Origin of the sequence: Deinococcus carri (assembly GCF_039545055.1) — a bacterium.
GTDB lineage: Bacteria > Deinococcota > Deinococci > Deinococcales > Deinococcaceae > Deinococcus > Deinococcus carri.
On the sequence record NZ_BAABRP010000021.1, the window covers coordinates 20010 to 32779 of the forward strand.

Below are 12770 nucleotides of genomic sequence, written 5' to 3' on the forward strand. Positions count from 1 at the left end.
GAAAGGCCCAGGGGGCTGGCCGCTGAACGCTGGCGGCTGACCGCTTCCCGGAGTCCGGATGGAAGAAGGAGGCCGCTTTGCCCGCCACCCCGGCGGGCGGCGTCAACGTATGTCTGGAATGAACAGTCCCGGAGCGGCCACGCTGCTCCCGGAAGACGAGGCCTGGATGGCCCTAGCCCTCGCGGAGGCGGCCCGGGGCCTGGGCCGCACCGCCCCCAACCCCCCGGTGGGCTGCGTGTTGGTTCGCAGGGGGGAGGTGGTGGGGCGCGGCTTTCACCCCCGGGCGGGCGAACCGCACGCCGAGGTGTTCGCGCTGCGGGGGGCCGGAGAGCGGGCGCGCGGGGCCACCGCTTACGTGACCCTCGAACCGTGCAGCCACTTCGGGCGCACGCCGCCCTGTGCCGACGCCCTGCTGGCGGCGGGGATCGCGCGGGTGGTGGTGGCGGCCCTGGACCCCAACCCGAAAGTGGCGGGCCGGGGCGTCCGCCGGTTGCGCGAAGCGGGCGTGGAGGTCACGGTCGGCGTGCGGGAGGCGGAGGCCGCGCGCCAGCAGGCCGGCTTCCGCTCGCTGGTCACGCGTGGGCGACCCTGGGTGGTCTACAAGTACGCGATGACCCTGGATGGCCGGGTGGCCGCGACGGGCGAGGGCAACGGCCCCGTCACCTCCGCCCCGGCCCGTGAGCGCGTGATGCGCTGGCGCGACGAACTCGATGCCCTGGCCGTGGGCGTGGGCACCGTCCTGGCCGACGACCCTCGCCTGACCGTGCGCGGCGTAATGGGCGGCCGCGACCCCCGCCCGGTGATTTTCGACCGGCAGGCCCGCACGCCCCTCTCGGCGCGGGCACTGCGGCCCGGCACCGTGATTGTCACGTCCCCCTGGGCCGATGCGGGCCGACTGGCGGACACGGGCGCGACCGTCCTGCGCGCCGCGTCCCTGCCGGAGGCCCTGCATGCCCTGGGTGACCTTCACCTCTCCAGCCTGCTGCTGGAGGGCGGCCCCACCCTCGCCACCGCCTTTGTGGAGGCCGGGCTGGTGGACGAGGTGCGCGCCCTGGTCGCCCCCAAGCTGCTCGGTGCGGGCCTCTCGCCCCTGTGCGGCCCTCCCCGCGGGATGGCCGACGCCCTGGTCCTGCGGGACCTCCACACCGAAATCCTCGGCCCGGACTTGCTGGTCTCGGGCCTGCTGAACGACATTCCGCGCCTGGGCGCGGCAGGAGCCAACTGATGTTTACCGGAATCGTGGAACAGGTCGGCCGCGTCACGCACGTGGCCGAGACGAACGGCAACCTCACCCTTACCATCCAGCCCGCGCGGATGTGGCCCGACCTCGCGCTGGGCGAGAGCGTCGCCTGCTCCGGCACCTGCCTCACCGTGACGGGCTGGGACGGCCTGGGCTTCACGGTGGACCTCAGCCGCGAAACCGTGAACAAGACGGCTCCCCACTGGCGGGAGGGCGCACGCCTGAACCTGGAACGGGCCATGACCACTTTCGGGCGCTTCGGCGGGCACATGGTGAGCGGCCATGTGGACGGCACCGGCGAGATTCTGGCGCGGCGGGAGGAACCGGGGGCCTACACCCTGACCGTCCGCGCTGCGCCGCACCTCGCCCGCTATTTGGTGCCCAAGGGCAGCGTGACCGTGGACGGCGTGAGCCTCACCGTGGTGGATACGGGTGGCCCCGGCGGCAGCCGCGCCGACCTCGCCCCCGACGAGTTCACCCTCTGGCTGGTGCCGCACACCCTGGAGGTCACCACCCTGGGGGACTGGCAGCCGGGTACGGTGGTCAATCTGGAGGCCGACCAGCTGGCGAAGTACGTGGAGCGGCTGCTGCTGATGCGGGAAGCGGCCAGCTCTCAGCCGTCAGCCCTCAGCGGGGCGGAGGTGGCGCGGTGACGCTGGCTTCTGTTCCCGAACTGCTCGCCGAGCTGCGCGCGGGCCGCCCGGTCATCCTGGTGGACGACGAGCACCGCGAGAACGAGGGCGATCTGCTGATGCCCGCCGCCACCGCCACGCCCGAGTGGGTGAACTTCATGGCGCGCGAGGGGCGGGGGCTGATCTGCGTGACGCTCACGCCCGAGCGGGCGCAGGCGCTTGACCTGACGCCGATGGTGGGAGCCAGCACCGACCCCAACGGCACCGCCTTCACGGTCAGCGTGGACCATATCGGCAACTCCACCGGCATCAGCGCCTACGACCGCGCCGCCACGATTGCCGCCCTGATCGACCCCGCCGCCCGGCCCGCCGACTTCCGCCGTCCGGGGCATATCTTCCCGCTGGTCGCGCGGCCGGGTGGCGTGCTGCGCCGCGCGGGGCACACGGAGGCGGCGTGCGACCTCGCGCGGCTGGCGGGTTTTGCCCCCGCCGGGGTCATCTGCGAAATCATGGGGGACGACGGCGAGATGAGCCGCTTGCCCGACCTCCTGGCCTTCGGGGAGAAGCATGGGCTGCTGGTGGGAAGCATCGAGGCCCTGATCGCCTACCGCCTCGAACACGATCCCTTCATGCGCGCCGTGGCCGAGGCCGACCTGCCTACCGAATACGGCGAGTTCCGGCTGGTCGGCTTCGAGGACACCCTCAGCGGAGCCGAACACGTGGCGCTGGTGATGGGGGAAGTCACGCCCGAGCCGCTGCTGGTGCGCGTGCATTCCGAGTGCCTGACCGGGGACGCCTTTCACAGCCTGCGCTGCGACTGCGGCCCCCAGCGCGACGCGGCCCTGCGCGCCATCGCCCAGGAAGGCCGGGGCGTGCTGGTCTATCTGCGGCAGGAGGGGCGCGGCATCGGCCTGCTGAACAAGATTCGCGCCTACGCCCTGCAAGACGGCGGGGCCGACACGGTGGACGCCAACCTGCGCCTGGGCTTTCCCGCCGACGCCCGCGACTTCGGCATCGGCGCGCAGATGCTGCACCTGCTGGGCGCGCGGCAACTGAGGGTGCTGACCAACAATCCCCGCAAGCTGCACTCCCTCAGTGGCTTCGGCCTGGAAGTCGTGGAGCGCGTGCCGCTGCGGGTGGGCGAGAACACGCACAACGCGGGCTACCTGCGGGCGAAGGAGGAGCGGCTGGGGCACCTGCGCTGAGTGGGGGAGGGGAGGGGTTTGCGTTGCCCCCTCCCTTTGTGACATTTCTGTAAGACTGACCCCGTGACCGACGAACGCCTCTCCCGCCGCCTCTCGTATCTGCTGCGCCACGTGCCTGGCGAGATGGGCGTGACGCTGGAACCGGGGGGCTGGGCACCGGTAGACGCGGTGCTGCGGCACCTGCACCTCTCCCGCGAACGGCTGGAGCGGCTGGTGGCCGCCGACCGCAAGGGGCGCTACACCCTTCAGGGCGACCGCATCCGCGCCAACCAGGGCCACACCGTCCCGGTGGACCTGCGACTGCCGCTGACCGTGCCCCCGGAGCGGCTCTACCACGGCACCCACGCGGGCGCGCTGGCCGCCATCCGCGCGGAGGGGCTGCGGCCGATGGGGCGGCATCACGTCCACCTCTCGCGCGACGAGGCCACCGCCCGCAAGGTGGGGGCGCGGCGTGGCCAGCCCGTCATTCTCACCGTGCAATCGGGCCAGATGTACCGGGCTGGGCACAGCTTCTACCGCAGCGACAACGGCGTGTGGCTGACGGACGCGGTACCGCCCGAATACCTCGTGTTCCCGGCAGGCGCGTTACCCTGACCCCATGAACCTCCCAGAGGCCCGCGCCGCCCTCGCCAGCGCCCGCCGCGTGGCCGTGCTGACCGGCGCGGGCGTGAGCGCCGAGAGCGGCATTCCCACCTTCCGCGACGCGCAGACCGGCCACTGGGCGCGCTTCCGCCCGGAAGACCTCGCCAGTCCGGAGGCCTACCGCCGCGACCCCGAGACGGTCTGGCAGTGGTACGCGGGCCGCTACGCCGACGTGTCCCGTGCCCAGCCCAACGAGGCGCACCGCCTGCTGGCCGAACTGGAGCGCGCGAAGGGCGCAGGCTTCTTCCTCGCCACCCAGAACGTGGACGGCCTGCACACCCGCGCGGGCAGCGAGCGCCTGGTGGAGTTGCACGGCAATCTCACCACCGCCCGCTGCGAGGGGTGCGGCATCGTGACACCCCTCCCTGCCCCCGATACCTTCACGCCCCCACCCACTTGCCCCGTCTGCGCAGCCCGGATGCGCCCCAATATCGTCTGGTTCGGGGAATATCTGCCGGAAGACGCCCTGGAAGCCGCCACTCACGCCTTTCAGGAGGCCGACGTGGCCCTGATCGTGGGGACCAGCGGCGTGGTGTACCCGGCGGCGGGCCTCGCCTTCGAGACGCGGCGGGAGGGCGGCGTGGTGATCGAGGTGAACCCGGAGGAAACCGAACTCACGCCGTATATGGACCACAGCGTGCGGGACGTGGCCTCAAAGGGGCTGGCGGCGCTGCTGGGGGAGGAGCCTGCCTGACGAGGGGTGCGGGCTGACTTCAACACGAATATTCCTTGACAGGAATATTCCCGATGGAGTATCTTTAAGCCACCAACGACCCTGCGGTCGGAAAGGAGGAGCCTTCCTTGAAGGCCACCACATTCAGTGCTCTGGCCGAACCAAATCGTCTGCATATCGTCGAGCTGCTGGCCCGGCAGCCCCTGACCATCGGTGAACTCGCCGCCCATCTCCAGATACGTCAGCCCCAGGTGTCCAAGCACGTTCGCGTCCTGAGCGAGGCGGGCATCGTCGAGGTCGAGGCGGTCGCCAACCGGCGCGTCTGCACCCTGCGGGCCGAGCCTTTCGAGGAACTCGATGACTGGCTGCACACCTACCGGCAGCTCTGGGAAGACCGCTTCGACCGGCTCGGCGACTACCTGCAACAGCTTCAGCACGACGCCAGCGACACTTCACCGACGGATACGGCAGACACGTCCATCCACCCCGACCAGGAGGAATCCCCATGACCGGCACCGCAGCGTCCCCGATGGTTTCGAGAGTCGAAGCAGGCAAAGTTCTCGTCCTTGAGCGCATTTTCCCGGCACCGCGCGCCCTGATCTTCGATGCGTTCACCCAGGCCGAGCATCTCCGCCGGTGGTGGGGACCCCGTGGCTGGGAAGTTCCCTTCTGCACCGTCGACCTGCGCCCCGGCGGCAAGTGGCACTACTGCATGAAATGCGTGGACAGGAATCAGGGTGAGTTTTACGGCATGGAATCCTGGGGTCTGGGGATCTATCAGGAGATCGAAGCTCCGGAACGCCTCGTCTACACGGATTATTTCTCGGACGCGGACGCCAACATCAACGAGAACATGCCGCCCACCCTGGTGACCCTGACGTTCGAGGAAGTCGAGGGCGGAACGAAAGTGACCAGCCGTGCCAGCTACGGTTCCGAGGAAGCTCTGAAGACCGTTCTGGAGATGGGCATGTTGCAGGGCGTGACCGAGACGTGGGATCGCCTGGCCGAGTATCTGGACTCGCCGCAGGACTGAGCCGCTTTCCGTCTATTTCGCCCGCTGGGGACGGCCGCAGCGGGCGAAATAGACGGGCTTCGCCTTGCCCCACCACCTGCTCGCCCGAACCGCAACCCCCCTCACACCGTTCTCCCCACCGCCCTGTTAAGCTGCCCTGTTTGAACGGGGCCACGTGTGTCCCGCCCAGAATGAACGGGTACAGGGGGATGACGTGACAGCAGTCGAACAACTTCCAGAACAGCAGGACCAGGTGTTTCCCGCGCCCATCAAGACGGTCGAGGCGGGCAGCCCCGCCGAGCGGGCGGGCGTGCGGCCCGGCGACCTGCTTCTCCGGGTGAATGGCACCCCGGTGACGGACGTGCTGGCCTACCGCTGGCGGCTCTCACAGGGGCGGGCCACGCTGGAAATCAGCCGCCCGGTGGAGCGCCCCTCCGTGCTGAGCGGCGTGCTGGGGACCGCGCAGGACCACCACCGCCTGGAATACGACCCGGCGGCCCCCACCTTCACCTTCGACGTGGAGTGGGAGGACCCCGGCCTGGACTTCGAGGAAGTGCTGTTCGACGGCATCAAGAAGTGCGCCAACAAGTGCGACTTCTGCTACGTCCACCAGATGCCGCGCGGCTTTCGCAAGAGCCTCTACATCATGGACGACGACTACCGCCTGTCCTTCCTGTATGGCTCCTTCGTGACGCTCACCAACCTGACGGAAGGCGACATCAACCGCATCCTGGACGAGAATCTCTCGCCGCTGTACGTGTCGGTCCACACCGCCAATCAGGATCTGCGCCAGGACCTGATGAAGTGGTGGAAGCTCAAGGTCAAGGACCCCCAGGCCGTGCAGATTCGCTCCATGATCGAGCGGCTCGAACCCATCGACCTCTACACCCAGATCGTGCTGGTGCCGGGCCGCAACGACGGCGAGCATCTCGATGAGACGGTGGAGTACCTGAGCAGCCGCCCCAACGTCATCTCGGCGGCGGTGGTGCCCATCGGCCTGACCGGGCACCGGAAGAACCTCCCCGACGTGCGGACCTTCACGCGCGAGGAGGCGCAGGACACCTTGGCCCGCCTGAACCGCTGGCGCAGGCAGTTCCTGAATGAACGCGGCACCCGCTTCGTCTTCCCCTCCGACGAGCTGTATCTGCTGGCCGGCGAGCCGCTGCCCAGCGAGGAGGAATACGAGGGCTTCCCGATGCTGGAAAACGGGGTGGGCATGATCCGCGACTTCCTCACGGAAGGCCTGCCCGAGCTTCCTGCCGCCCTCCCGGCCCCCCGCAAGGTGATTCTGGGAACGGGCCTGCTGTTCGCGGAGTCGCTCGACCGCGCCGTGGACCCCCTGCGGCAGATTGAGGGTCTGGAGATCGAGGTGCGTGCCGTGGAGAATCGGACCTTCGGGCGCGTGACCACCGTAGCAGGCCTGCTGACCGGGCGCTGCTTCCGCCATGCGGTGAGGCCCGGCGAGGCCGACCTGCTGATCGTCCCCCCGACCACCCTGCGCTACGGCACCGAGCTGATGCTCGACGACACCAGCCTGACCGAACTGCGGGGAGAGTTCCGGATGGACGTGCGCCCCGGCGGCGCGACGCTGGGCGAACTGGCCCGCGTCCTGCTGGAAGGCGTGCAGAGCAGCGGCCACCAGTGGGGCATGAGCGCCCACGCGGTCAAGGAGCAGCGCGGGCAGGCCTGAACGGCTGGCCGGGAGCAGGCCCCCTCCAGGCAGGCTCAGTCTGAGCAGGCCCCAGTCCACCTGTGCGGTCCACCTGCACCTCGACAAAGTGTAAAAATACTCACCATGTTGAGAGGATTCCGAGACTTCATCCTGCGTGGCAATGTCGTCGACCTGGCGGTCGGTGTGGTGATCGGGGCGGCCTTCGGGGGCGTCGTGACGGCCTTTACCAAGGCTTTTCTCGATCCCCTGGTGAAGCTGGTGACGGGCGGCGCGGTGGCCGGGGCTATCACCCTGCGCGCGGCCAACCCGGCGCAGGGCATCGACGCCATCGTGCTGGACTACGGCAGTTTCATCACGGCGCTGATCAACTTCGTGCTCACGGCGCTGGTGCTGTACCTGTTCGTCGTCACGCCCATGAATACGCTCATGGCCCGCTTCAAGCGCGAGGAAAAACCCGCCGTGGCCGAACCCAGCAACGAGGAAAAGCTGCTGGCCGAGATCCGCGACGAGCTGCGCCGGCGTCCGGGCACGTCCGTTTAATCCTCTTCATCCTGCCTGGGCGGCTCTCTGCGGGACCGCCCTTATGCTGTTCCCCATGAACACCCCTGCCCACTACGCCCGCGCCTTCCAGATGCACCGCGCGGCCCTGCAAGACCTCTACGAGACGCTGCCTGACGAGCAGAGCACCTTTTCTCCCTGGGAGGGCGGCATGAGCTTCATCGGGCTGGCGGACCATCTGGCGGCCAGCAGTCAGCGGTTTCTAGGGCTGCTGGGCAGCGAACCCCCGGCCCCGATTTTGGACACCAGTGGCAGCGCCGACCTCCCCAGCGCCCGCAGCCGCCTCCAGGAGAGCACCGAGAACGCCCTGCTCGCCATCCGCGCCCTGAGCGAGGAGGACATGAACCGCCGCGTGAAGGCCTTCGGCGGGCGCGAGATGCCGGTCGCTGCCCTGCTCGACTTCATGATCCAGCACGAGGCCCACCACAAGGGCCAGGTCTGGATGATGGCGCGCATGGTGGGCGTGCAGCCACCGATGTTTGTGAAGCTGGGGTAGGGGAGCCGTCAGCAAAAAGAAGGAAAGCTCCTGCAAAAGCATCGGCTTTCCTTCCTGACTGCTGACCACTGACGGCTGAAAGCTAATTCACCATCTTCGTCTTGTTCGTCACGAAGTCCATCAGCACGTACTGGCCGATGTTCTGCGGGGTGGTGAAGTAGGCCTTACCGCGGGTCATCTCGGAGACGCGGCGCACGAAGCCGACGAGTTCGGGGTCGCGGGCCAGCATGAATGTGTTGACCTGAATGCCGCTGCGGCGGCAGTTGGCGACCTCGCGCAGGGTGGCCCCCAGCACGTAGGGGTCGAGGCCGTAGGCGTTCTTGTAGATGCGGCCGTCGGGCAGCGTGAGGGCCGAGGGCTTGCCGTCGGTGATCATCACGATCTGCTTCATGTCCTTGTTCTCGCGCTTCAGGAGCTGCTGCGCCAGCCGCAGGCCGCCCGCCGTGTTGGTGTGGTACGGCCCGATCTGGGCCTGCGCGAGCTTGCTGACCGGCACTTCCTCGGCCGAGTCGTGGAACAGCACGAACTTGACCGTGTCGCCGGGGTACTGGGTGCGGATCAGGTGCGCCAGGGCCAGCGCGACCTGCTTGGCGGGGGTAAAGCGGTCCTCGCCGTACAGGATCATGGAGTGCGAGCAGTCGAGCAGCACCACCGTCGCCGCCGAGGAGTTGTATTCCGCCTGCCGGATCACCAGGTCGGACTCCTCCAGTTGGTCGAAGCCCTTGCTGATCACGTTGCCCAGGGTGGCCGTCGTGTCGAGGTTGAGGGTGTCCCCGAACTCGTAGTTCTTCAGCTCGCCGGTCATCTCGACCCCCGAGGCGTACTCGCGAGTATCGTGTGCGCCCGCGCTGGAGCGGCCCAGGCCCCCCATCAGGTCGCGCAGGCTCTTGTAGCCCAGGAAGTCGATGCTCTTGTCGGTGAGCTGGAACTTGGCGTCGCCCGCCTCGCCCTGGCCGCCCTGCCCTTCCTCGTCGTCGAACTCCTTACGGATGAAGCCGTCCTGCTGGAGTTTGTCCATCAGGCGCTCGATCTGCTGGCCCAGGCGCGTCTCGCGCACGTCGTCCGCCTGCATCGCCTCCATCAGCAGGTCCTCGGGGATCATGTTCCGTTCCGCGAGGGCTTCCAGGATCGCGTCGAACAGGTCGTCCATGCTGGGGCGCGCGTTCGGGTCGGGGTCGTAGGGATCGTTCATGCCCTGGCCGAGCAGGGCTTCCTGAATCATCTGCATCAGCTCGCTGGAATCGAGCTGGTCGAGTTCGCCCTCGAATTTGCTGTACCGCGTGATACGCGCCATGACCGGACCTCCGTGGGAAACAGGATGGCGCGGAACGTTCCCCGCGTTTGTAAGCCCGGAGGGAACCGGCGACGCGGCGTGCAGCGCGCTTTCCGGGTCGAGGTCTGCCGGAAGCCTCCCGCGTCCGGCCGTAGCTCAACCCTGGCGTTTCTGTTTGATGAGAGATTTATGAAAATCTGTAAGGCTTCTGTCATGGCCTGACAACTACCTTCTCCCTGTTCCGGGGCGATGAAGCGTGTGGTGTATCCGGGCACCTGCCACACGCCGAGCCAGTGGTGCGACCGACGAGCCGTGAACCCCAGGTGGGGCGCGCGTTCGTTGGTCGTTTTGCATTGTGGTTGCGCTGTCCAGTCCCCCCGCAGGGGGATACCAGGTTCTTCAACGTCAAGTTATCTTGCGCTCCGTTTCGCTGAAGCGCTTCCAGCCGCCCTGTTCCCTCTCCCTTGCCCCAAGGAGCTGACATGAAATCCCCAGTCCCCCTCCTGCTGCTGGTTCTGTCCGGCGTGGCACTCGCCCAGGGCACTTCGCCCCTGTCGCTGCTGTACGACCAGGTTCTGGTGCAGTCCGTGACCCGGGACGGCAAAACGGCCGAGAAGCGCACCCCCGCCTTCACGAAGGTGCGTCCCGGTGACGTGCTGGCCCAGACGGTGACGGCGCGCAACGTCGGCAGGGTTGCCCTGCCCAACCTGCGGGTCCAGTTGCCCGTGCCGGCGAACATGGTCTACCTCGCGCCCGACGGCCCTGCGCCCGAGGGTGTCCGCACCGAATACTCCATCGACGGCGGCAAGACCTTCGCCCCCGCGCCCCTCAAGAAGACCGTCACCGTGACCGAGAACGGCAAGGCCGTGACCCGCGAGGTCGAGGTCAAGCCCAACGAGTACCAGGCCGTCCGCTGGACCATCGGCACGCTGGAGGCGGGCACAGAGAAGACGCTCGGCTTCCGCGTACAGGTGAAGTAACCCGTGCAGGTGAAGTCAATACAGAACTTCCGCAGGGCACAGCGCGGCCCGCAGCAAGCAGAGGAGACAGCATGAAAGTGAACACGAAGATTCTGGGTCTGATGGCGGCGCTGGCTGCCGGAGCAGCTTCCGCGGCCCCCACCCCCAACACCACCAGCACGGTGGCCGGCACGCCGATCACCAACCAGGCCACGGCCAGCTTCACGGACCCCGGCACGGGTCAGCCCGCCCCGGAAGTCAAATCCAACACCGTGACCACCACGGTGCTGCCGCTGCCGGGCTTCGACATCGTGTACGACGACAACACCGCCGACGGCAACACGCTCGCCAACACGCCCAAGACCGTGACCGGCGCGACCCCCGGCCAGGTCATCAAGACCGACTACGACGCCGTCAACAACGGCAACACGCCGCTGACGGTGAGCCTGCGCCCCAACACCACCGGCAGCGCGTCCGGCCTGACCGTGCGCTACCTGGACGCCAGCGGCAATGAGCTGGCCAAGAACAGCGACGGTTCCTACAGCCTGACGCTCCCGGCGGGCAATGCGGGCGTGGTCAAGTTCACGCAGGAGATCACCCTTCCGGCGAATGCCCCGGCGAACACGACCTACGGGGCCTCGCCCGAGGGTTCGGTCGCGGGCACCGGCACGGGGACGGGCCAGAACGGGATTCCCACCGGTAGCACCCTGTACGAGGGGCAGACCGTCAGCAATGGCGCGGTGGTGACCACCCCGGCGCAGGGCACGGACCTCCAGTTCGTCAAGGTGACGACCTTCCAGCCCGCTCTGACGGGCACCCCCAACGTCCCCAACCCCACCAACCCGGTCGGCCCCGACGGCAGCACCGGCGCGACCCCGCCCGCGCAGGGGACGGTCAACGTGCCCACCGTGCCCGGCGGTACCCCCAACCAGCCCACCCCCACCCAGCCCGCGACCGGCTATCCCTCCTACCCGACCAACCCCGCGGACCCCACCTCGGGCGGGACGCCCATCGTGCCCGACGTGCAGGGCAACAAGCAGATCGCCTACCCCAGGGCCGACAGCGACAACCCCTCGACCAGCCCGGCCACCGGCCAGACCAACGATCTGCCCGGCACCGCCGATACCATCATCTTCACCAACGACCTGAAGAACAACGGCACCGCCAGCGACCGGGTGCAGCTCTTCCCGGCGGGACCCGACGGCAAGCTGCTGGCCGGCACCACCTTCGACTCCAGCACCGGCGTCTTCACCCTGCCCGACGGCACCAGGGTCCGCTTCCTGGGGCCGAACACCAACCAGCCCATCCCGGTGGGCAGCGGGGCCACCTACCCGACCGTGACGGCACCCGCGGGCGGCACGGTGATCTACCGCGCCGAAGTGACCCTGCCCGACGGCAGCGACGCCGCGCGGGTGGACCTCCTGACCATCATCGTCGGTGCCGACTCGCTCAACGATGCGGACATCGTGGCCGACGCCACTACCCTCGACATCGTGGCGCAGGGCGCGGCGCAGTTCGGTGACAACACCGACGGCGTGCTGGGGGCAGTACCCACCCCTGCTCCGCAGCAGACGGTGGTGCCGGGGGGCAACACGGCCACCAGCACCGACACGGCCAACAGCACCGACAACGTGGCCGTCTTCCCGATGGACGTCGCCAACATGGGCGCGTACAACGACAGCTACACCCTGTCGGCCACGGTGGCCGGGCTGCCCGCGGGCGCGGCCGTCACCTATGTGGACAGCAGCGGCGTGGCGCTGCCCACCAACGGCGCGGGCAACTTCATCACGCCCGTCGTGGCCGCCGGCCAGGAAATCAAGGTCTACGCCGTCATCACGGTGCCGACCGGCACGGCAGCGGGCAACTACACCGTCAGCCAGAAGGCGGTGGGCAACTACAGCACCATCACCATGACCGACCTCAACGACGTCATCAAGGTCGGTGCGGTCGGTGCGGTGAACGTCGCCAAGTTCGTGCAGGACGGCAAGACGGCGGCCGGGGCCACGCCGCAAAACGGCATCAACAACCCCGCGAACTACACGGCCAACAACACGGCGGCCCTGCCAGGCGCGAACATCGTCTACCAGATCATCGGCAAGAACACCTACAACGCCCCGGTCGCGGGCTTCGCCCTGAACGACACGGTGCCCACCAACACCACCTTCCAGTCGGCCAGCCTGAGCATCGGCGGCACCGCCGTGACCAAGGTCATCTACAAGATCGGGAATGGCACCTGGTCGGCCACCGCTCCGGCGGCAGGCACGGCAGCGGGAACGGCCATCGCGGTGGCGGCCGACGCCAACGGCGACAACGTGCCCGACGCGCTGCCCTCCGGCTCCACGATGGAACTCACCTTCACCGTCAAGGTGAACTGAGGCCCCCTCCCGGCGCACCTCTGCGGTTTTGCG

At 68.4% G+C, this 12770-nt stretch carries 13 protein-coding genes and 1 riboswitch; of the genes, 12 read left to right on the forward strand and 1 reads right to left on the reverse strand.

The window, feature by feature from the left end; all coding sequences use genetic code 11:
- The first annotated feature begins 118 nt into the window (after window positions 1–118).
- The 10 genes from ribD (at window position 119) to ABEA67_RS17070 (ending at window position 8130) form a co-directional block, all read left to right on the forward strand.
- Window positions 119–1225, forward strand: coding sequence for a bifunctional diaminohydroxyphosphoribosylaminopyrimidine deaminase/5-amino-6-(5-phosphoribosylamino)uracil reductase RibD (ribD, locus tag ABEA67_RS17025; protein WP_345467577.1), 1107 nt, complete (start codon window positions 119–121; stop codon window positions 1223–1225).
- A complete protein-coding gene (locus ABEA67_RS17030) occupies window positions 1225–1893 on the forward strand; it encodes a riboflavin synthase (RefSeq protein ID WP_345467579.1) in 669 nt (222 codons plus the stop codon). The genes ribD and ABEA67_RS17030 overlap by 1 nt, the downstream gene beginning before the upstream one ends.
- Complete coding sequence (locus ABEA67_RS17035) at window positions 1890–3077, forward strand: bifunctional 3,4-dihydroxy-2-butanone-4-phosphate synthase/GTP cyclohydrolase II (RefSeq protein ID WP_345467581.1); 1188 nt, start codon at window positions 1890–1892, stop codon at window positions 3075–3077. The genes ABEA67_RS17030 and ABEA67_RS17035 overlap by 4 nt, the downstream gene beginning before the upstream one ends.
- Window positions 3078–3140: 63 nt before the next feature.
- Complete coding sequence (locus ABEA67_RS17040; RefSeq protein ID WP_345467583.1) at window positions 3141–3671, forward strand: RNA 2'-phosphotransferase; 531 nt, start codon at window positions 3141–3143, stop codon at window positions 3669–3671.
- Between the two features lie 4 nt (window positions 3672–3675).
- Window positions 3676–4413, forward strand: a complete 738-nt coding sequence (locus ABEA67_RS17045; RefSeq protein ID WP_345467585.1) for an SIR2 family NAD-dependent protein deacylase — start codon at window positions 3676–3678, stop codon at window positions 4411–4413.
- Window positions 4414–4520: 107 nt separating this feature from the next.
- Window positions 4521–4901, forward strand: coding sequence for an ArsR/SmtB family transcription factor (locus tag ABEA67_RS17050; RefSeq protein WP_345467586.1), 381 nt, complete (start codon window positions 4521–4523; stop codon window positions 4899–4901).
- Window positions 4898–5425 carry an SRPBCC domain-containing protein gene (locus tag ABEA67_RS17055; protein ID WP_345467589.1) on the forward strand — a complete coding sequence of 176 codons (528 nt, stop codon included), beginning with the start codon at window positions 4898–4900 and terminating at the stop codon, window positions 5423–5425. Before ABEA67_RS17050 ends, ABEA67_RS17055 begins: the two co-directional genes overlap by 4 nt.
- Before the next feature lie 193 nt (window positions 5426–5618).
- The gene (locus tag ABEA67_RS17060) at window positions 5619–7094 is read left to right on the forward strand and encodes a DUF512 domain-containing protein (protein WP_345467592.1); all 1476 of its coding nucleotides are present in this window, start codon (window positions 5619–5621) and stop codon (window positions 7092–7094) included.
- A 105-nt stretch (window positions 7095–7199) separates the two neighbouring features.
- A complete protein-coding gene (mscL, locus tag ABEA67_RS17065; RefSeq protein ID WP_345467595.1) occupies window positions 7200–7616 on the forward strand; it encodes a large conductance mechanosensitive channel protein MscL in 417 nt (138 codons plus the stop codon).
- Window positions 7617–7671: 55 nt separating this feature from the next.
- Window positions 7672–8130: a DinB family protein gene (locus ABEA67_RS17070; protein WP_345467597.1), complete on the forward strand. Its 459-nt coding sequence runs from the start codon at window positions 7672–7674 to the stop codon at window positions 8128–8130.
- Window positions 8131–8212: 82 nt separating this feature from the next.
- Here ABEA67_RS17070 and ABEA67_RS17075 read toward each other — a convergent pair whose 3' ends face one another.
- Window positions 8213–9424: a vWA domain-containing protein gene (locus ABEA67_RS17075; protein ID WP_345467599.1), complete on the reverse strand. Its 1212-nt coding sequence runs from the start codon at window positions 9422–9424 to the stop codon at window positions 8213–8215.
- 212 nt (window positions 9425–9636) lie between these two features.
- Window positions 9637–9719: riboswitch (cyclic di-GMP riboswitch) on the forward strand.
- Between the two features lie 166 nt (window positions 9720–9885).
- Here ABEA67_RS17075 and ABEA67_RS17080 point away from each other — a divergent pair.
- On the forward strand, window positions 9886–10383 hold the full coding sequence (locus ABEA67_RS17080) for a hypothetical protein (protein WP_345467601.1): 498 nt from the start codon (window positions 9886–9888) through the stop codon (window positions 10381–10383).
- 71 nt (window positions 10384–10454) lie between these two features.
- Window positions 10455–12737, forward strand: coding sequence for a beta strand repeat-containing protein (locus tag ABEA67_RS17085; RefSeq protein WP_345467603.1), 2283 nt, complete (start codon window positions 10455–10457; stop codon window positions 12735–12737).
- Window positions 12738–12770: the final 33 nt, after the last annotated feature.

Coding starts and splice junctions, on each gene's coding strand:
- ribD (WP_345467577.1), top strand. CDS start 119: ATGAACAGTCCCGGAGCGGCCACGCTGCTCCCGGAAGACGAGGCCTGG.
- ABEA67_RS17030 (WP_345467579.1), top strand. CDS start 1,225: ATGTTTACCGGAATCGTGGAACAGGTCGGCCGCGTCACGCACGTGGCC.
- ABEA67_RS17045 (WP_345467585.1), top strand. CDS start 3,676: ATGAACCTCCCAGAGGCCCGCGCCGCCCTCGCCAGCGCCCGCCGCGTG.
- ABEA67_RS17055 (WP_345467589.1), top strand. CDS start 4,898: ATGACCGGCACCGCAGCGTCCCCGATGGTTTCGAGAGTCGAAGCAGGC.
- mscL (WP_345467595.1), top strand. CDS start 7,200: ATGTTGAGAGGATTCCGAGACTTCATCCTGCGTGGCAATGTCGTCGAC.
- ABEA67_RS17070 (WP_345467597.1), top strand. CDS start 7,672: ATGAACACCCCTGCCCACTACGCCCGCGCCTTCCAGATGCACCGCGCG.
- ABEA67_RS17075 (WP_345467599.1), bottom strand. CDS start 9,424: ATGGCGCGTATCACGCGGTACAGCAAATTCGAGGGCGAACTCGACCAG.
- ABEA67_RS17080 (WP_345467601.1), top strand. CDS start 9,886: ATGAAATCCCCAGTCCCCCTCCTGCTGCTGGTTCTGTCCGGCGTGGCA.
- ABEA67_RS17085 (WP_345467603.1), top strand. CDS start 10,455: ATGAAAGTGAACACGAAGATTCTGGGTCTGATGGCGGCGCTGGCTGCC.